This is a genomic window from Lentzea sp. NPDC003310 (assembly GCF_040610935.1).
Classification (GTDB): domain Bacteria; phylum Actinomycetota; class Actinomycetes; order Mycobacteriales; family Pseudonocardiaceae; genus Lentzea.
In genome coordinates, this window is sequence record NZ_JBEXNC010000009.1 from 153,632 (window position 1) to 171,234 (window position 17,603).

Sequence of the window (17,603 nt, forward strand, 5' to 3'; positions counted from 1 at the left end):
GAGTGGGCGGCCTTTTTGTTTGCCGGTACCCCGAACGCAGCAAGTTGGTGTTCGCGCTCTCGCCGCCACTGCGGCGCGGGCCTAGTGTGCGGTGCATGAACGGTCCCGAGCACTACGCGGCAGCCGAGCAGTTCCTGGCCGCGGCCACCGCCGACGACGTCGAGCCCGGTGGGGCGGTCCAGACCTCGAACCTCGCGGTCGCGCAGGTGCACGCCACGCTCGCGCTGGCGGCCGCCACCGCCATGGCGGGCGCCAACATCACCGCGCGGGGCTCGGTGCTGGCGGCACTGCCGTCCGCTGATCTGACGGCGTGGCGCGACGTGGCCGGCGTGACGTCGGAAACGTCCGGCTGAACGCCACGGCGCAGGAGTGTCCACATAGGACAGATCCGCCGCCGCGCAGCCGTCCGTCGTAATGCGGGCGGCCCTATCGCCTATATAACCGCCGTAAGCTCCTTCGGCTCCCGAAAGGCAGTTCCCATGAGCGACGCGCCGCAGGACAAGGTCACGGTCCTGTCCGCCGAAGCCCTCTCCCAGCTGAAGGCGTTCCCGCTGCACGGCGACGAACGGCTGCAGAACAGGCTGCTGTGGAAGTCGCCCGACGGCGGCACCATCGTCGGCCTGCTGCAGATGGCACCGGGCGCGCGCGACGTCGGCCACAACCACCCGTCGGCGACGCAGCACACGTGGGTCGTCGACGGCACCGTGAGCATCGGCGGCGTGGAGGCGACGGCGGGTTCGTACGCGTTCGTGCCGCCCGGCGTGAACCACGAGACGGTGGCGGGCGACGAGCCCGTGACGATGTTCTACATCTACCAGCCCACCGCGGAACACGACCACGATCACGACCACTGACGTTGCGCGGCAAGGGTTTCGAGCGCGCTCACCCATCTATGGGGTGAAGTTGGGTGAACAACGCGGCGTCCGCAAATAACTTTCTCTCATGAGATCTGTGGTCGCCGCGTTATTACTCGTGGCCGTCACCTCCAGCGGTGCAGCGGCGTCGACCGAAGCCCCCACCGCCCGGTGCACGGCCGCCCGTCCTGTCGTCTCCAGCACGGAGACAGCTGTAGAAGCACGCGTTCTCACCGGCTGCACGGCCGGTGAGCTCGTCGTCTTCCGGGCCGCCCTGACCTTCCGCGCCCACGGCACGTCCTGCACCGCGGTCTCCGAGGAGATGGAAGCGGACCCGGCCACCGAGCCGCAGTGGATCCGCACCCGCCTCGAACTGGCCTGCGCCCCCGGTGAGAAGGGCCGTCTCGGTTCGGCCGCCACCGTCGAGATGCACGACCGGTCCGGCTCCCGCGTCGCCACCCACGGGTTCGGCGACTCCTACACCGACGGCGACCCGGCCGCGCGGCACCTGTGGACCGTCGAGTTCGTCGCCGGCCTCGGTGACCTGCCGGTGGCCCCCGACCCGGCCGTGCAGACCTCCGGCGCGTCGGCGGGCGGCGGGAGCGTCCGGACCTTCACCGACCACCAGGTGCAGACCGGCTGACGTCGATTTCCCACCCGTTCGCCCGGTGCCCGTTCGATAACGAATCGTGCAGAACGGGCGACTTCTGTCAACGGAGCCGTCCATCGCAACGTGTAAGAGCCAACAGGCTCAACGCGCGGTGGACGGAGGTGCAACGCGGTGATCAAGGAAAGGGTTGCTGTGGCGTCGACCGCAAACCAATCACGCACCGTACGCTGACAGGTCGCCTAGGCTGGGGGTGATCTCGGAAGGGGTGGTGTGAGTCGTGGGGCTCGCTGAGTCCTTGCTCACGTGGCTGCACGGCTTCGTGGGTGCGAGTGTCTGCCCCGGTGACTGGGTGTGGACCACCACGGCGCTCGGTGCGGTGCTCGGGTTGTTCCCGACGATCGGGGCGCTGCTGTCCATCGCGGTGCGCCGAGTGGTCGGCAACTCCTACGGACCCGTGACCGGCGCCATCTTCACCGTGCTCGGCGTCGCCAGCTGCCTGGTGCTGCCGTGGCTCATCATGCGCGGAACCGTGCAGGGGCTGTCCGGACGGGCCATCATCGGGTCCGACTCCCTGGACGAGGCGACCTGCTTCGGCACGTTCTCGCAGGGCACCTACCTGATCCAGGCACCGTCGGTGCTGGGCGTGATCAAGCAGCCGACCGAGCAGCCGCTGTTCCTGGCCGTCGCGGGCATCACCGTGGCGCTCGCGCTGCTGTGCCTGCTGTTCGTGATGCTGCAGTCGGGGTCGGCGTTCCGGCTCGGGCCGAACTGGCCGCGCCGGGTCTTCTGGCCCATGTTCCTGGTACTGCTGGTGACGACGTCGGCGTTCCCCGTGACGCTCGTCGGCCACGTACTCCTCGGGTTTCTACCGATTGCGATAATCGGCTCAATCGTCGTGCGGATTTTCGGGTTGACTACCGCCATGCTGAACCGCCCCGGCCGCGACCGGTCCCAGGACCGGAACTCGCAGAACTCGCCGCCACCGCAGCCGGTGGCGCGCACGCCGCAACCCCAGAACAACCAGCTCCCGTCGGGGCAGCCCAAGCAGAAGGCGCCGACGAAGCCGATCGACGCCTCCGCCCACCGGCCGCCGCCCCAGAACCCGGGGCAGAACCCGCCGCCGTACCAGCCGGCGCAGGTGCCGAAGTACCAGCCGGCGCCGATGAACCGGCCGATGCGCCCGGTGACTCAGCCGCAGCCACAGCCTGCGAACCAGCCGCCGCCGCGCCAGTACCCGCCGACCCGCGTCGCCGAGGTGCTGCCGCAGCCCGGTCCTCCGCAGCCGTCGAACCCGGCGGTGCTCGCGGACACGCCGGGCCCGCTGCCGTTCGGTCCGGGGGCGGCCAACGCCGAGGCGCCCGCGCCCGTGCAGAAGTCGGGCAAGGTCTGGAACCCCGGCAACGGCCGGTTCCGCCGCGTCCGGCAGCTCGGCGCCGGTGGCTTCGGCACGGTCTGGCTGGCCGTCGACGAGCAGCTCGACCGCACGGTCGCGGTGAAGCTCGCGCACGCCCCGGACAACGAGACCGAGGCGCGCATGCTCCGCGAGGCGCGTGCACTGGCCGCCGTCCGGCACCCGAACTGCGTGCGCGTGTTCGACATCGTCCAGGACCCGGACGGCCTCGCCCTGGTCATGGAGTACATCGAGGGCGCGTCGCTGTCCGAGACCGTGCTGAAGAACGGCCTGATCGACGACAAGCTCGCCGCCCGCCTGTGGCTGAACATGGCCGACGCGCTCGCGGCGGCGCACGACCGCGGCGTCCTGCACCGCGACGTGAAGCCGTCCAACGTGATCGTCGACGGCCAGGGCACCGCGCACCTGATCGACTTCGGCATCGCCCGCTCCAAGGGCGACAGCACCCTCACCGCCACCGGCATGATGGTCGGCACGCCCGACTTCCTCGCGCCGGAGACGGCCAGGGGCGAGACGGCGTCGCCGGCGTCAGACTCGTGGCAGCTGGCCGCGACCGTGTCGTACGCGCTGACGGGCCACCCGCCGCGCGGCTCGCGCGAGAACCCGATCTCCTCGCTGATGGCCGCGGCCCAGGGCGAGCCGATCACCAAGCTGCCGCAGAACAGCGCGCACGCCCGGCTGCTGCTCGCGGCGATGGACCCGGAGCCCGGACGCCGGCCGTCGCTCGCGCAGGTGCGGGGGCAGTTGTCGCAGTTCCTCGACCAGCAGGGCATGAGCAAGGAGGGGCCGGTGACGAAGATGATCACGAAGCCGGGACCGCCTCCGACGAGGCACATGCCGATGTAGGCGAACCGGGTGAACCCTCGTGCGGGGGCTAACGGTCATAACGGGCAGAACGACGACAGCGTTGCCTCCTGACCGCAAAGCCGCTGTGCGAGGGGAAACCAAGACCGCCGAAGAGAGCTGGCATGCCGCACGACTGATCCCGACGTCGGGCATCAACGGTGCTGAAGAGCAAGAACGACGGGCGACATCGGCCCTGCTGGCTGTCATGTCGGCGGTGCGCGAGTTCGGCCGGGCGTTGACCCAGCCGCTGGGAGCGCCCGCCGCTGCGGTGCAGACCTTCATCGAGGTCCCGTTCGAGCTGGACGGCCGCAAGCTGATCCCGGACGGCCTGGTCCGCGTGACGCGCGGCCAGAAGTCGTGGACCGCGCTGGTCGAGGTGAAGACCGGGTCCAACGAGCTGCAGACCGAACAGCTGGAGAACTACCTCGACATCGCTGCCCGGTTCGGGTTCGACGCGGTCGTCACGATCTCCAACGAGATCTCGCCGCTGCCCGGCCAGCACCCGACCACAGTGGACCGCAAGAAGCTCAAGAAGGTCGCGTTGCACCACTGGTCGTGGAGCGAGGTGCTCTGCGAGGCCGTGATGCAGAAGGAGCACCGCGGCGTCGCCGACCCCGACCAGGCGTGGGTCCTCGGCGAGCTGATCAGGTACCTCGAACACCCCCGCTCGGGCGCGATGGCGTTCGAGGACATGGGGTCGTCGTGGGTGCCGCTGCGCGACGCGGTCGAGTCCCGGACGCTGCGGGCCACCGACAGGACGGCGCCCGACGTCGTGCTCCGCTTCGAGGCCCTGCTCCGGTTCGCCGGCCTGCAGCTCGGACGACGTCTCGGCACCGATGTCACGCCGGCCCTGTCCCGCAAGGAGCTCGCGGAGCCGCAGGCCCGGCTCTCCCGGCAGCTCACACAGCTGGTGGCGGACGGCAGGCTCTCCGGCGGCATCCGCATCCCCGACACGGTCGGCACGCTGCACGTCATCGCCGAGCTGCGCGCGGGCAGGGTGATCTGCGGGATCGACGTCGACGGCCCCAAGGAGGGACGCCCGACGACGCGGATCAACTGGTTGCTGCGGCAGCTGAAGAACGCGCCCGACTCGGTGCGGCTGGAGGCGTTCGTCGCGCACGGCAGGGGAGCCGGTGCGTCGGAACTGCTGGGCGTCGTGCGCGCGAACCCGGCCGTGCTGATCGCGGACCCGCAGAAGGAGATCCGCGGGTTCCGCGTGGAGATGTCGGCCTCGATGGGGTCGAAGCGCGGTACCGGGCGCAACTCGTTCATCGACTCGGTGCTGAGCGCGGTCTCCACCTTCTACGAGGAGATCGTGCAGAACCTCAAGCCGTGGTCCGCGACGCCGCCGAAGATCCGTTCGGACGCGACGTTCGTGCCTCCCGCGGACGTGCCGGTCGCGCTCGTGTCGACCGCGCCGTCGTCCCAGGACGGGCCCGAGCTCCAGGTTCCGGCGCCGGCCGCGGCACCGGTTCCGCAGGACGTGCCGGTCGACGCTTAGGCGAACCGGGTGAACGTTGGACCGGTCCGTAACGGTGATTCACCGTTCAACGACCTAAGCCGTGGTTCACCCGGAAGGCCTCGGCATCTCACGGGATGCCACGCGAAGAGTGGTGAGGCGGTTTCCGCCGATCGCCTCACCACTCACCTTCGGTCGAACGGCCGCAACCTCTTGCGCAGCAGCAGGAAAGCGCATCCCGCACCGAGGACCACCAGCCCCACGAGCCACACCGGCAAGGGCTTTCCCGGCGGCTCGGACGGCACCACGGCCGCGGCCGGTGCCACGACGGGCTTCGCCACCGGCGGTGCGATCTCCTGCCACGGCGAGGGATCCACCTGTCCCTGCGCCAGTTGCGGGTCCACGGGCTTGAGCAGCAACGTGCCCGGCACGGTCAGCGTGCCCAGCGGGTGCTCCTGGAACATCCCCTGCACCCCGAACACCTCGTACGTGCCGGCGGGCAGGGCGAAGGCCACGGCGTAGTGCGCGGGTTCGCGCAGCGCCACACCGGTGAAGTCCCGCACGTCCGCACCGTTGCGGAAGCGCAGGCCGGTCTTGCCCAGGTCGCCGGCGTACGGGTGGGTGCCGTGCTGCAGCACCCAGTAGCCGACGGTGTGGGTGACGGACGGCTGGATCGACGGCACGGGGTCGACGTACGTGACCGCCCAGCCGCCCGCGTGAGCAGCAGGTGCGCTCACGAGCAGGAAAGCGCACAACAACGCGAGAATCCTCATGGCGCGAATACACCGGGAACCAAGTCGGGGTTCCCGGTGTAGAGAGGGCATCACGGACGAAGCGGTGGCACGGGCGATCGCAGGTGACCAGGCGGCCTACGGCGAGCTGGTCGCCCGGTACACCGCACTCGCGCACCGGACGGCGTACCTGCTTGGGGCCGGTGCGGACGCCGGGGACGTGGTGCAGGAGGCGTTCGTGAAGGCGTACCGGAAGCTCCACACGTTCCGGGAGGACGCCGACTTCAAGCCGTGGTTGCTGAAGATCGTCGCGAACGAGACCAAGAACCTGCACCGCGGCAAGAAGCGCCGGAACCTGATGGAGCTCCGTCTCGCCGCCATCACCGAGACCGTCGACCACGACGACCCCGGCACGCTCGTGGACGATTCCCGGGCCAGGCTCCTCGAGGCCGTGCGGAGCCTCCCGGACGCCGACCGGCAGGTCGTCACGTGCCGGTACCTGCTGGACCTGAGCGAGGCCGAGACCGCGCAGACCCTCGACCTGGCCAAGGGGACCGTGAAGTCGCGGCTGTCCCGCGCGCTCGCGAAACTGCGCCCGATGCTCGAGGAGGTGGCCCGTGATCGATGACCAGGCGGAAGCGCTGCGAGACCTCGGCCGCCGCATCCACGTGCCGGAGCCGCCGGACGTCACGCAGCAGGTCCTGACGAGAATCTCCAAACCCAGGAGGAGGAACCGCTGGCTCCAGGCGCTCCTGGCGGCCCTCACGGCGTTCGCGATCGCCTTCGCGGTCTCGCCGGCCGTCCGGGCGGGCGTGCAGCACCTGCTGGAGTTCGCCGGTGTCGAGTTCCGCACCGAGGCGCCGCGCAGCGTCGCGCCGCCGTTGCCCAGCCAGGACGTCTCGCTCGCCGAGGCCAGGAGGCAGCTGCCGTTCGAGATCCACCTGCCGCTGCTGCTCGGCACGCCGGACAAGGTCACCGTCCACGAAGGACGGTTCGTGACGCTGCACTACGGCGACCTGCGACTGGACCAGTTCGACGGCACGATCGACTCGACCATCGGCAAGCTGGTCCACCAGGACGGCGTCGAGCAGGTCGACGGCAAGATCTGGATCCCGTACCCGCACGAGTTCTTCTACATCGACCGCGCCGGCCAGTGGCACACCGAGGAGCCCCAAAAAGCCGGGCAGACCCTGCTGTGGCAAAAAGATCAGGTCACCTTCCGGCTGGAAGGTGACCTGACCAAGGAGGAAGCGCTGGAGATCAGCGCCAGCTAGGCAGCCACAGCTGCTGCTGCCACATCTCCGGTGTGATCGGGTTGCCGTTGAGGATCGGCCACAGCCACACGAAGTTCGCCACCACGATGCCGACGTACAGTGCCACGACGAGCATGCCGGTGCCCCGCCGCTCGGAACCGGCGGTGGAACGACCGAGGACCTCGCCCAGCGCCAGCACGATCAGCAGCACCAGGAACGGCGCCATCGGCGTGACGTAGAAGAAGTACATCTGCCGGTCGAGGTTCAGGAACCACGGCAGCAGGCCCGCGGCGTAGCCGACCAGGACGCCGGCGTAGCGCCAGTCCATCCTGCCGATGGTGCGGTAGATCGCCCAGCCGATCACCGGGAACGCGAGCCACCACATCGCGGGCGTGCCGATCAGCATGATCGCGCCGAGGCACGACGCCGCGCCGCAGCCCGTGACGGTGTTGTCGTAGTAGTAGAGCATCGGCCGCAGGCCCATCGGCCACGTCCACGGCTTCGACTCCCACGGGTGCCGGTTGGTCTCCGAGGTGACCAGCTCGACGTGGAACTTGTAGACGTTCTTCGCGTTGTACCAGAGCGACTGCAGCACGTCCGGGATCCAGGTGACGTCCTGGACCTTGGTGCCGACCACGTGCCGGTCGACGCCGGTCTCGCTCGCCATCCACGGGAACCACGTCGCGACGTAGACCAGCACGGGGATCGCGACCAGACCGCCGAGCGACGGCAGCACGTCCCGCACGAGCGCGCCCAGCCACGGCTCCTCGACGCCCGCGGCCCGGCGGGCCAGCGCGCTCCAGATCACCGTCAGCAGGCCGAACGCGGCGATGTACCAGATGCCCGACCACTTGATGCCGCACGCCGCACCGAGCATCACGCCCGCACCGACGCGCCACCAGCGGAAGCCGATCGACGGGCCGAACGCCGAGTTGTTGACGAAGCCCTCGCGCACGGCCACGGCCAACCGCGCGCGCATCTGTTCGCGGTCGACCACCAGACAGCCGAACGCGGCCACCACGAACAGCGCGATGAAGATGTCGAGCATGCCCATCCGCGACTGGACGTGCGAGACGCCGTCCGCGATGAGCAGCACACCGGCCAGGGCACCGAGCAGGTCGGACCGGGTCAGGCGGCGGGCGATCCGGACGATCAGCAGGATCGTGATCGCGCCCGCCAGCGCCGAGGCGAACCGCCAGCCGATGCCGTCGTAGCCGAAGAGCTCCTGGCCGATCGCCATCAGCTGCTTCGCGAGCGGCGGGTGGACGATCAGCTCGTAGCCCGGGTTGTCCTCGTAGCCGCCGTTGCGCAGCACCTGCGCCGTCTGCGGCACGTAATGCTTCTCGTCGAAGATCGGCGTGCCCTTGTCCGTCGGGTACCCGACGTTCCAGAAGCGCACGACGGCACCGATCAGCGTCACGACGATCGTCATGAGCCAGCCGCGCATCCGGTCACCGGACGGAGGCGGGTCGAGCACCGCCGCGCGGTCCGTCGGTGGTGGCTCCTCGACGACGGCGGGAGCCTCTCCTGGCTGCACGAGGACTGTCACGCCGCCGATCGTAGGGTGAAGCCTGTGAGTCCTGTATCCGGTTCAGGCCGTCTCGTCCTGGCAGCCACCCCTCTCGGGGACATCCGCGACGCCTCCGCACGCCTGATCGAGGCCCTGGAGACCGCCGACGTCATCGCCGCCGAGGACACCAGGAGAACGCACAGCCTCGCGGCCGCGTTGCAGGTCAAGCCGTCCGGGCGGGTGCTGAGCTTCTACGACCAGAACGAGGTCGGGCGCGTGCCGCAGCTGCTCGAGGCGCTGCACAGCGGCGAGACCGTGCTGCTCGTGACGGACGCGGGCATGCCGTCCGTCTCGGACCCCGGATACCGGCTCGTCGCCGCGTGTGTCGAGCAGGACATCACCGTCACGTGCCTGCCGGGGCCGTCCGCGGTGACGACGGCGCTGGCCCTGTCCGGCCTGCCGAGCGACCGGTTCGCGTTCGACGGCTTCCCGCCGCGCAAGTCCGGTGAGCGCCGGCGCTGGTTCGCCCCTTTGGCCACCGAGCAGCGCACCGTCGTCTTCTTCGAGGCGCCTCACCGGCTCGCGGACACGCTCGCCGACGCCGTCGAGGTGCTCGGACCGGACCGCCGCGCCGCCGTGTGCCGCGAGCTCACGAAGAAGTACGAGGAGGTCGTGCGCGGCACGCTGGGCGAGCTCGCCGAGTGGGCCGTGGAGGGCGCACGCGGCGAGATCACCGTGGTCCTCGGTCCCGCTCCCGTCGCGGACACGCCGGACCTCGACACGCTCGTCGCCGAGGTGAAGCAGCGCGTGGCGGACGGGGAGCGGATGAAGTCGGCCGCCGCCGAGGTCGCGGAGGCGGCCGGGATCAGCAAGAAGACGCTCTACGACGCGGCGATCAAGTCAAGCTGACTCCTTGTTGAACGTGCGCACGCCGTAGAAAACTCCGACCAGCACCAGCACGGCGACCGAGATCAGCCCGTACGTCACCGTGCCGGGGTTGAAGATCGACCGCTCGGCGTCGACCACGTGCGCCAGCGGGTTGAGCCGCGACAGCCAGTAGAGCCACTGCGGCCCGTTCGACATGGGCAGCAGCACGCCGGAGAGCAGCATCAACGGCACGATCGACGCGGACAGCACGGACGCGAAGACGTACTCCAGCTTCACCTTCAGTGCGATCGCGTACGACACCGAGCCGATCGCGACGCCGAGCAGCGCCACCAGCCCGAGCCCGAGCAGCATCTGGCCGGCGGTCGCCCGGAAGCCGAACAGCATCGCGGCGAGCATGATCAGCAGGCTCTGCACGACCAGCAGCACCACGTCCTTGCCGACGCGGCCGACCAGCAGGGCGATCCGGCTGACCGGGGTGACGCGCAGCCGTTCCATCACGCCCGTGCGGACCTCGGGCAGCAGCGAGAAGCCCGCGTAGGCCGTGCCGAACAACGCCATCTGCACCAGCAGACCGGGCACGAACCACTGCCAGCCCGTGTCGCCCAGCAACGGCCCGAAGAGGCCGAGGTAGAGCAACGGCTGCGCGATGCCGAACACCACCGCGACGGGGTTGCGCAGCACGGGCAGCATCACCCGGGAGAAGACGAGCCAGGTGTCACGCAGCATTGCTGTCCTCCCGCAGGGAACGGCCGGTCATCGTCAGGAACACGTCGTCGAGCGTCGGCCGGTGCACCTGGACGGAGTGCAGCTCGACGCCGATGTTGTCGAGGTCGCGCAGCAGGCCGGGGAGCGCGCGGTCGCCGTTCGGGATCCGGAAGCTCACCTTCTCGCCCTCGACGACCGCGTCCTCGAACTTCGAGGCGACGAGGGCGGCCTGGGGCGTGCCCAGCTCGACCAGGTCGCCGGAGACGCGGTGCTTCAGCTCGTCCGGGGTGCCCTCGCCGACGATCGAGCCGTGGTCGATGACGAGCAGCCGGTCGCTCAGGTAGTCGGCCTCGTCGAGGTAGTGGGTGGTCAGGAAGACCGTGGTGCCGTCGGCCTTGAGCTGCCGGATGTGGTCCCACAGGTTGCGGCGGCTCTGCGGGTCGAGCGCCGTGGACGGCTCGTCGAGGAACAGCAGCCGCGGGTCGTGCAGCATGCCCATCGCGATGTCGAGCCGGCGCTGCTGGCCGCCCGACAACGTCACGACGCCACGCTTCTCCAGGCCGAGGAGGTCGAACCGTTCGAGCAGGCCCGCGACCTTCGTGCGGGCGTCGTGCTTGGACAGGCCGTAGAACCGGGCCTGGAACTCCAGTTCGTCGGCGACGCGCTGGTCCTGCCCTGAGCCGGGCTTCTGGCCGACGTACCCGATGTTGCGGCGCACCCCGGCCGGGTCGGTGAGCAGGTCGTGCCCGGCGATCACCGCCTCACCCGCCGTGGGCTGCAGCAACGTCGTGAGCATGCGCAACGTCGTGGACTTGCCGGCGCCGTTCGGGCCGAGGAACCCGACCAGCTCGCCCTCGGCGACGTCGATGTCGACGCCGCGCACCGCGTCCACAGGTCCGGTCTTGGTGTCGAACCGGCGCGCGAGGCCGCGTGCCTTGATCATGGTGGAACCCCCTCTAGTCAACTTTGACTAGAGGCTAGCGAGGACTATTCAAGTTTGACTAGTCCTTCAGCTCGTACGCACCGGCCTCTAGGCGTTCGATCAGCTCCTGAGTCCAGCGCACCTGGCCTTCGAGGTGGACGAGCCACAGTCGAAACAGCTCGCTGACGTGCGCGGGCTTGCCCATCTCCGGCATCGACCCGATGCCGTGCCGGGTCGGGGTGAGCTGGCCTTCGAGGCCCGCGAGCCGGTTCTTCAGCAGCACGACGGCCTGCTTGCGCGGGACGAGGTTGAGCATCGCGACGCCCGCGGACACCTCGTCGTTGCCGGCGGCCGGGTTCGCGAGCGCGTGCGCGAGGAGGTCGTTCAGCTCGTGCTCTCCCGCAGGCGTGATCCGGTAGCTCGTGCGGGCCGGTCCCTCGCCGGACTCGACGCCGACCGGCTCCAGCAGTCCGTCCTTGGCCAGCGACTTCAGCGCGTGGTAGATCGAACCGGGCTGCACGTTCGCCCAGGACTCCGCCGACCACGACTTGAGCTCGCGGCGCACCACGTAGCCGTGGGCCTCGCCGACGAGCTTGACCACGCCGAGCACCAGCATTCTGGTCGCGGACAAACCGACCTCCCATGCAGTGAAAAGCGGCTGGCACCGCCTCCGTAGGCTATGCACATGAGTGCCTCCGTACTGACCGCGGTGGCCTGGCCTTATGCCAACGGCCCCAGGCACATCGGTCACGTCTCCGGTTTCGGTGTCCCGTCCGACGTCTTCTCCCGCTACATGCGAATGTCCGGACACCGGGTGCTCATGGTCAGCGGCACGGACGAGCACGGCACGCCCATCCAGGTGCAGGCCGAGAAGGAGGGCCTGACGGCCCGCGAGCTCGCCGACAAGTACAACCGCGTCATCGCCTCCGACCTGCAGGGCCTCGGCCTGTCCTACGACCTCTTCACCCGCACCACCACCGGCAACCACTACCAGGTGGTGCAGGACCTGTTCTCCGCGCTGTGGAAGAACGGCTACGTCATCCCCAAGGTCGAGATGGGCGCCATCAGCCCGTCGACCGGCCGCACGCTGCCCGACCGCTTCATCGAGGGCACCTGCCCGATCTGCGGGTACGACGGCGCGCGCGGCGACCAGTGCGACAACTGCGGCAACCAGCTCGACCCGATCGACCTGAAGAACCCGCGCTCGCGGATCAACGGCGAGACGCCGAAGTTCGTCGAGACCGAGCACCTGTTCCTCGACCTGCCGTCATTCATCGAGTCGCTGGGCTCGTGGATGGGCACGCGGTCCGAGTGGCGTCCGAACGTGCTCAAGTTCTCGCAGAACCTGATCAAGGACCTGCGGCCGCGCGCCATCACCCGCGACCTCGACTGGGGTGTGCCGATCCCGCTCGACGGGTGGAGCGACCAGCCGATGAAGCGGTTCTACGTGTGGTTCGACGCGGTCATCGGGTACTTGAGCGCGTCGGTCGAGTGGGCGCGTCGTTCGGGTGACCCGGACGCCTGGAAGGAGTTCTGGACGGGTGACGCCCAGGGCTACTACTTCATGGGCAAGGACAACATCGTCTTCCACTCGCTGATCTGGCCGTCGCTGCTGCTCGGGCAGAACGGCGCGGGCGACAAGGGCGGCGAGCCCGGCCGGTTCGGCACGCTGAACCTGCCGACCGAGGTCGTGTCGTCGGAGTACCTGACGATGAGCGGCTCGAAGTTCTCCACCTCGCGCGGCACCGTGATCTACGTCGGCGACTTCCTGAAGGAGTTCGGGCCGGACGCGCTGCGGTACTTCATCTCCGTCGCGGGTCCCGAGAACCAGGACACCGACTTCACCTGGGAGGAGTTCGTCCGCCGGACGAACTTCGAGCTGGCGAACGAGTGGGGCAACCTGGTCAACCGCTCGATCTCGATGGCGCACAAGAACGTGGGCGCGATCCCGAAGGCGACCTCGCTGACGGACGCGGACCACGAGCTGCTGCGCCAGTCCAAGGCCGCGTTCGACACGGTCGGCGCGCACCTGCGCCGGTCGCGGTTCAAGCAGGCCACCGGCGAGGCGATGCGCGTCATCTCCGCGGCGAACAAGTACCTGTCGGACCAGGAGCCGTGGAAGCTCAAGGACGACCCGGACCGCCGCGACTCGGTGCTGCACACGGCGTTGCAGGTCGTGCAGGACGCGAACACGCTCATGACGCCGTTCCTGCCGCACTCGGCGCAGAAGGTGCACGAGGCGTTGGGCGGCACGGGCGTGTGGGCCGCACAGCCGCAGATGAACGAGGTCACCGACCTCGACGTGCCGGAGCGCTCGTACCCGGTGCTGACCGGTGACTACGCGGGCGAGCAGGCGAAGTGGGAGTCGACGCCGCTCGAGGTCGGCCGCCCGCTGCAGAAGCCGTCGCCGTTGTTCGGCAAGCTCGACGCGAAGCTGGGCGAGACCGGGCCCGAGTGGGCTCCGATCGTCACCGACTAGTGGCGGACAAGCGCGAACGACCGCCGGTGCCGGAAGCTCTTCCGGCACCGGTGATCGACGCCCACACCCACCTCGACGCGTGCGGCGCCTCCTCCCGCGAGGAGGTGGCCGTGCTGCTCGACCGGGCCAACGCCGCCGGCGTCTCGCACGTGATCACCGTGGCGGACGACCTGGCCGCCGCCCAGTGGGCCGCCGAGGCGTCCACTTGGGACCCGAGGGTCTACGCGGCGGTGGCCGTGCACCCGACGCGCACCTCCACCTTCGGCGAGGTCGAGAAGGCCGAACTGGAGCGCCTGGCCGTGCTGCCGCGGGTCGTCGCGATCGGCGAGACGGGTCTCGACTACTACTGGGACTACTCGCCGCCGGCCGCCCAGCACGAGGCTTTCCGTTGGCACATCGACCTTTCCAAGCGCGTAGGGAAGCCGTTGATGATCCACGACCGTGACGCCCACGAGGACATCCTCAAGGTTCTCGACGCCGAGGGCGCACCGTCCACAGTGGTGTTCCACTGCTTCTCCGGCGATGCGGACTTCGCCCGCCGGTGCGTGGACGCGGGGTACGTGCTGTCGTTCGCGGGCCCGGTGACGTTCAAGAACGCCCGCGCGCTGCGGGAGGCGGCCCAACTGGTGCCGCAAGATCAGCTGCTGGTCGAGACGGACGCCCCGTTCCTGACGCCCCATCCGTTCCGCGGGCGGCCGAATGAACCATATTGTGTGAATTACACAGTTCGCGATCTCGCTACGCTCCGTGGCGAAGATCTTTCTGAACTCTGTGCCGCCGTCACCCGTACTGCTCAACGAGTATTCGGGCTGGACCACTGAAATGGCACTTAGAGCGAACGGAGCAAGCGGTTCCTACCTCCATGGGGTGACTGAGGTCACAACATTGGCGGGGGTGTTTGCGCAACGTCGGCTACCCCGTTACTGTCCCGTGACCGTGCCACCTGAGCCGACCTTGTCGGTTCGGAGCACGCCCGCAGTCGGGGCGGGACCGAAGCCAGAAGCGCGAAGAAGCGAGACCACGTAGGAGGAGTTGCCGGGAACCTTCGAGCTCCAACTCGAATGATCTTGTCAACGCCAACTGTGCGGTGGCCTCACAGCTTCCGCAATGGAGGTATCGACCCTGATGTCCGGTAGCGACAGAACTGCCGCTTCGTACGACTTCAACGACGACACCGACTGGTTCACGCCGGTCGGCAGCACCGCCGTCGGAGTCGTCGACCCCCACCCGAGCTTCCCGCCCGGTGCGCTGACCATCACGCCCGCGGACGTGCTCGAGGTGCTCGGCCCGGACGCCGACGACCTCCTCGCCTCGGCCAACGTCGACGTCGACGAGTTGATCCGTCTCATCAACGCCGAGACGACGATCATGCCGCCCCTCGTCCTCCCCACGGAGGAAGAGGAGAAGCAGGACCCGCAGCTCCTCGTCAAGACCGTCACCAACTGGAAGCGCCGCTTCCTCAAGGGCACGGTCGCCGCGGTGCTCGTCTCGATCTCCGGTGGCGGCGTGACCGCCATGGCGATGGACAAGTCGCTGACCGTCGAGGTCGACGGTGCACTGCAGACCGTCCACTCCTACGAGGGCACGGTCGGCGAGGTCCTGGCGGAGGAAGGGATCGTCGTCGGTGAGCACGACGCCCTGTCCCCGTCGCTGAACGCCCCGATCTCCGACGGCGGCAAGATCAGCCTCGACCGCGGCCGCCTGCTCAAGATGAGCGTCGACGGCCAGGCCCGCGAGGACTGGGTCCGCTCCGTCACCGTCGAGGAAGCCGCCAAGCAGCTCGGCGTGAACCTCGAAGGCGCGTGGATGTCCGCGCAGGGCAACCACGACATCCCGCTCGAGGGCATGAACCTCGAGGTCAAGACCAGCAAGACCATCAAGCTGTTCGACGGCGCGAACCCGGTCCGCGAGATCAAGACCACCGCCCTCACCGTCGACGAGCTCCTGAAGGCCGAGAACCTCTCCCTCGGCCCGGAGGACGCCATCGCGTCCGGCGCCGACGTGAAGCTCGCCACCGGCGCCGAGGTCTACATCTCCCGCACCGGCGTCACGGTCATCAACGTGAACGAGCCGGTCGCCCCGCCGGTCGAGAAGACCAACGACCCGAACATGAACGCGGGCGAGCAGAAGGTCACCGACCCCGGCGTCGCCGGCGAGCAGATCTCCCAGTACCGCGTGACCGTGAAGAACGGCAAGGAGATCAGCCGCGAGAAGCTGAGCAGCAAGGTCACCAAGGAACCGAAGCCGAAGAAGATCACCGTCGGCACCAAGCCCCTCCCCGACGGCGAGGTGTGGGACCGCCTGGCCAAGTGCGAGGCGGGCGGCAACTGGGCGATCAACACCGGCAACGGCTACTACGGCGGCCTGCAGTTCAACAAGAGCACCTGGGACGCCTACGGCGGCGGCGCCTTCGCGGCGTTCCCGCACCAGGCCACCCGCGAGCAGCAGATCGCGATCGCGACGAAGCTGCGCGACGGCCGCGGCGGCACGTACGCGGCGTGGCCGGGCTGCCGCGCGAAGCTCGGCCTGCCGTAAACCGCTCTCCCCGTCCCCTGACAAGGCCGTCCGTGGTTCGCCACGGGCGGCCTTCGTCGTGTCTGGGGGAGGGGGTCGGAAGATGGGGAGTTGGGGCGGGTAGCGGGGGCGGGACGGCCGGGGGTTGGAGAGCGACTGGGCGGTGGAGTGCGATAAGGGCGGGCGGTAAGCCGGAGCGGCAGTGCTGGGTGTCGGGGCGCGGCAGGGGCAACGGCGAAGCCGAGCCACCCTTAGGCCGCAAGCAATGGCGAAGCCGAGGCGTGTGAGCACTGAGCCTCAGTGCAAGCGGTGGTGACGCAACCACGACGGCGATTGGGGCTTGACTTTGGGTGCGAGGCCTTAAACTTGACCACTCGGCCGGGCTTCACAATCCCGGCTTTAAAAGGCCGAGGAAGGCCTCGCAAGGGCCCCGAAGTCAAGCCCCAATCGCGATCGTCGCGAAGCGGCGATGCCCGGCACCGGCTCGGTACAGGACGCAAGGGTGACCACGACGCAAGGCGACGGGACGCGCGCCCACAACACAAGGCCTGAGAGAATGCCCCGGTGAGCCTGCTGGGACCTGCCGAAGTCCGCCGTCTAGCCGCCGAGCTGGACATCCGCCCAACCAAAAAGCTGGGCCAGAACTTCGTCCACGACCCCAACACGGTCCGCAAGATCGTCGCCACCGCAGACCTCACCGAGGACGACGTAGTCCTGGAGGTAGGCCCAGGCCTGGGCAGCCTGACCCTCGCCCTCCTCCCGAACGCCAGCCAGGTCGTCGCAGTCGAGATCGACCCACCCCTGGCCCACAGGCTCCCGCAGACCGTCCAGGAGATGGACCCGGAGAACGCCGGCAAACTCCACGTCGTCCTCAAGGACGCCATGAAAGTCACCCAAGAAGACCTGCCGGCGCAACCCACCGCGATCGTCGCCAACCTCCCGTACAACGTCGCGGTCCCGGTGGTCCTGCACCTCCTGGCCGAACTACCGAGCCTCCGAAAGGGCCTTGTCATGGTCCAGGCCGAGGTCGCGGACCGCATGGCCGCGAAGCCCGGCAGCAAGATCTACGGCGTGCCCAGCGTGAAGCTCGCCTGGTACGCCGAGGCGAAGAAGGCCGGCGCCATCGGCAAGAACGTCTTCTGGCCGGCGCCGAACGTCGACTCGGGCCTGGTTCACTTCCAGCGCCACGAAAAGCCGCTGTCCACAGTGGATCGCAAGAAGCTTTTCAAGATCGTTGACGCTGCCTTCGCGCAGCGGCGCAAGACGCTGAGGGCTGCCCTCAAGGGGCACACCGCGAACGTGGACGAACTGCTCGAAAAGGCCGGCGTCGACCCGCAACTCCGGGGTGAGCAGCTCACCGTGATCGACTTCATCCGGATTGCGGAGGTCTAGGCCGGGGATCCATCGGCCATCAGTGTGAT

17 protein-coding genes are annotated in these 17,603 nt (G+C 69.0%); 12 read left to right on the forward strand and 5 right to left on the reverse strand.

Going from position 1 to position 17,603, the window contains the following annotated elements:
• Window positions 1-95 precede the first annotated feature (95 nt).
• The 5 genes from ABZX02_RS19880 to ABZX02_RS19900 all read left to right on the forward strand — a co-directional run bounded on the left by ABZX02_RS19880 (window position 96) and on the right by ABZX02_RS19900 (window position 5,222).
• Complete coding sequence (locus tag ABZX02_RS19880; protein ID WP_355300051.1) at window positions 96-353, forward strand: hypothetical protein; 258 nt, start codon at window positions 96-98, stop codon at window positions 351-353.
• A 126-nt stretch (window positions 354-479) separates the two neighbouring features.
• Window positions 480-854 carry a cupin domain-containing protein gene (locus tag ABZX02_RS19885; RefSeq protein WP_355300052.1) on the forward strand — a complete coding sequence of 125 codons (375 nt, stop codon included), beginning with the start codon at window positions 480-482 and terminating at the stop codon, window positions 852-854.
• 88 nt (window positions 855-942) lie between these two features.
• Window positions 943-1,497 carry a hypothetical protein gene (locus ABZX02_RS19890; protein WP_355300053.1) on the forward strand — a complete coding sequence of 185 codons (555 nt, stop codon included), beginning with the start codon at window positions 943-945 and terminating at the stop codon, window positions 1,495-1,497.
• A 244-nt stretch (window positions 1,498-1,741) separates the two neighbouring features.
• Window positions 1,742-3,721 carry a protein kinase gene (locus ABZX02_RS19895; protein WP_355300054.1) on the forward strand — a complete coding sequence of 660 codons (1,980 nt, stop codon included), beginning with the start codon at window positions 1,742-1,744 and terminating at the stop codon, window positions 3,719-3,721.
• 205 nt (window positions 3,722-3,926) lie between these two features.
• Entirely contained in the window at window positions 3,927-5,222 is a 1,296-nt protein-coding gene (locus ABZX02_RS19900) for a hypothetical protein (protein ID WP_355300055.1), read from the forward strand.
• A gap of 143 nt (window positions 5,223-5,365) precedes the next feature.
• On the opposite strand, the gene ABZX02_RS19905 is transcribed toward ABZX02_RS19900, so the two are convergent.
• On the reverse strand, window positions 5,366-5,953 hold the full coding sequence (locus ABZX02_RS19905) for a hypothetical protein (RefSeq protein WP_355300056.1): 588 nt from the start codon (window positions 5,951-5,953) through the stop codon (window positions 5,366-5,368).
• Between the two features lie 64 nt (window positions 5,954-6,017).
• Here ABZX02_RS19905 and ABZX02_RS19910 point away from each other — a divergent pair, with 64 nt between their 5' ends.
• Together ABZX02_RS19910 and ABZX02_RS19915 are read left to right on the forward strand one after the other, a co-directional pair.
• Window positions 6,018-6,539: a sigma-70 family RNA polymerase sigma factor gene (locus ABZX02_RS19910; protein ID WP_355300057.1), complete on the forward strand. Its 522-nt coding sequence runs from the start codon at window positions 6,018-6,020 to the stop codon at window positions 6,537-6,539.
• Window positions 6,529-7,185, forward strand: a complete 657-nt coding sequence (locus ABZX02_RS19915; RefSeq protein WP_355300058.1) for a hypothetical protein — start codon at window positions 6,529-6,531, stop codon at window positions 7,183-7,185. Before ABZX02_RS19910 ends, ABZX02_RS19915 begins: the two co-directional genes overlap by 11 nt.
• Here the strand turns inward: ABZX02_RS19915 and ABZX02_RS19920 are convergent.
• Entirely contained in the window at window positions 7,172-8,713 is a 1,542-nt protein-coding gene (locus ABZX02_RS19920) for a phospholipid carrier-dependent glycosyltransferase (RefSeq protein WP_355300059.1), read from the reverse strand. The two genes, ABZX02_RS19915 and ABZX02_RS19920, sit on opposite strands and share 14 nt — an antisense overlap.
• A gap of 24 nt (window positions 8,714-8,737) precedes the next feature.
• On the opposite strand from ABZX02_RS19920, the gene rsmI reads away from it, so the two are divergent.
• Window positions 8,738-9,583, forward strand: a complete 846-nt coding sequence (gene rsmI / locus ABZX02_RS19925; protein WP_355300060.1) for a 16S rRNA (cytidine(1402)-2'-O)-methyltransferase — start codon at window positions 8,738-8,740, stop codon at window positions 9,581-9,583.
• Here the strand turns inward: rsmI and ABZX02_RS19930 are convergent.
• From ABZX02_RS19930 to ABZX02_RS19940, 3 genes are read right to left on the reverse strand one after another with little or no spacing between them, the layout of a single operon-like run.
• Window positions 9,575-10,288, reverse strand: coding sequence for an ABC transporter permease (locus ABZX02_RS19930; protein ID WP_355300061.1), 714 nt, complete (start codon window positions 10,286-10,288; stop codon window positions 9,575-9,577). The genes rsmI and ABZX02_RS19930 overlap by 9 nt on opposite strands.
• Window positions 10,278-11,210 (reverse strand): ATP-binding cassette domain-containing protein, encoded by a 933-nt coding sequence (locus ABZX02_RS19935; RefSeq protein WP_355300062.1) that lies wholly within the window; start codon window positions 11,208-11,210, stop codon window positions 10,278-10,280. The genes ABZX02_RS19930 and ABZX02_RS19935 overlap by 11 nt, the downstream gene beginning before the upstream one ends.
• Before the next feature lie 58 nt (window positions 11,211-11,268).
• Complete coding sequence (locus tag ABZX02_RS19940) at window positions 11,269-11,820, reverse strand: PadR family transcriptional regulator (RefSeq protein ID WP_355300063.1); 552 nt, start codon at window positions 11,818-11,820, stop codon at window positions 11,269-11,271.
• A gap of 54 nt (window positions 11,821-11,874) precedes the next feature.
• Between ABZX02_RS19940 and metG the strand changes: the two genes are divergently transcribed.
• The 4 genes from metG (at window position 11,875) to rsmA (ending at window position 17,574) form a co-directional block, all read left to right on the forward strand.
• Window positions 11,875-13,668, forward strand: coding sequence for a methionine--tRNA ligase (gene metG / locus ABZX02_RS19945; RefSeq protein ID WP_355300064.1), 1,794 nt, complete (start codon window positions 11,875-11,877; stop codon window positions 13,666-13,668).
• A 26-nt stretch (window positions 13,669-13,694) separates the two neighbouring features.
• Window positions 13,695-14,489 (forward strand): TatD family hydrolase, encoded by a 795-nt coding sequence (locus tag ABZX02_RS19950; RefSeq protein ID WP_355300065.1) that lies wholly within the window; start codon window positions 13,695-13,697, stop codon window positions 14,487-14,489.
• 304 nt (window positions 14,490-14,793) lie between these two features.
• Window positions 14,794-16,203: a transglycosylase family protein gene (locus ABZX02_RS19955; RefSeq protein ID WP_355300066.1), complete on the forward strand. Its 1,410-nt coding sequence runs from the start codon at window positions 14,794-14,796 to the stop codon at window positions 16,201-16,203.
• A 549-nt stretch (window positions 16,204-16,752) separates the two neighbouring features.
• Window positions 16,753-17,574 (forward strand): 16S rRNA (adenine(1518)-N(6)/adenine(1519)-N(6))-dimethyltransferase RsmA, encoded by an 822-nt coding sequence (rsmA, locus tag ABZX02_RS19960; RefSeq protein WP_355300259.1) that lies wholly within the window; start codon window positions 16,753-16,755, stop codon window positions 17,572-17,574.
• Window positions 17,575-17,603 lie beyond the last annotated feature (29 nt).

Bases quoted from the DNA above. Each gene is read 5' to 3' on its own strand.
- ABZX02_RS19885 (WP_355300052.1), top strand. From the start codon at position 480: ATGAGCGACGCGCCGCAGGACAAGGTCACGGTCCTGTCCGCCGAAGCC.
- ABZX02_RS19935 (WP_355300062.1), bottom strand. From the start codon at position 11,210: ATGATCAAGGCACGCGGCCTCGCGCGCCGGTTCGACACCAAGACCGGA.
- ABZX02_RS19955 (WP_355300066.1), top strand. From the start codon at position 14,794: ATGTCCGGTAGCGACAGAACTGCCGCTTCGTACGACTTCAACGACGAC.
- ABZX02_RS19890 (WP_355300053.1), top strand. From the start codon at position 943: ATGAGATCTGTGGTCGCCGCGTTATTACTCGTGGCCGTCACCTCCAGC.
- ABZX02_RS19880 (WP_355300051.1), top strand. From the start codon at position 96: ATGAACGGTCCCGAGCACTACGCGGCAGCCGAGCAGTTCCTGGCCGCG.
- metG (WP_355300064.1), top strand. From the start codon at position 11,875: ATGAGTGCCTCCGTACTGACCGCGGTGGCCTGGCCTTATGCCAACGGC.
- ABZX02_RS19905 (WP_355300056.1), bottom strand. From the start codon at position 5,953: ATGAGGATTCTCGCGTTGTTGTGCGCTTTCCTGCTCGTGAGCGCACCT.
- ABZX02_RS19930 (WP_355300061.1), bottom strand. From the start codon at position 10,288: ATGCTGCGTGACACCTGGCTCGTCTTCTCCCGGGTGATGCTGCCCGTG.
- ABZX02_RS19900 (WP_355300055.1), top strand. From the start codon at position 3,927: ATGTCGGCGGTGCGCGAGTTCGGCCGGGCGTTGACCCAGCCGCTGGGA.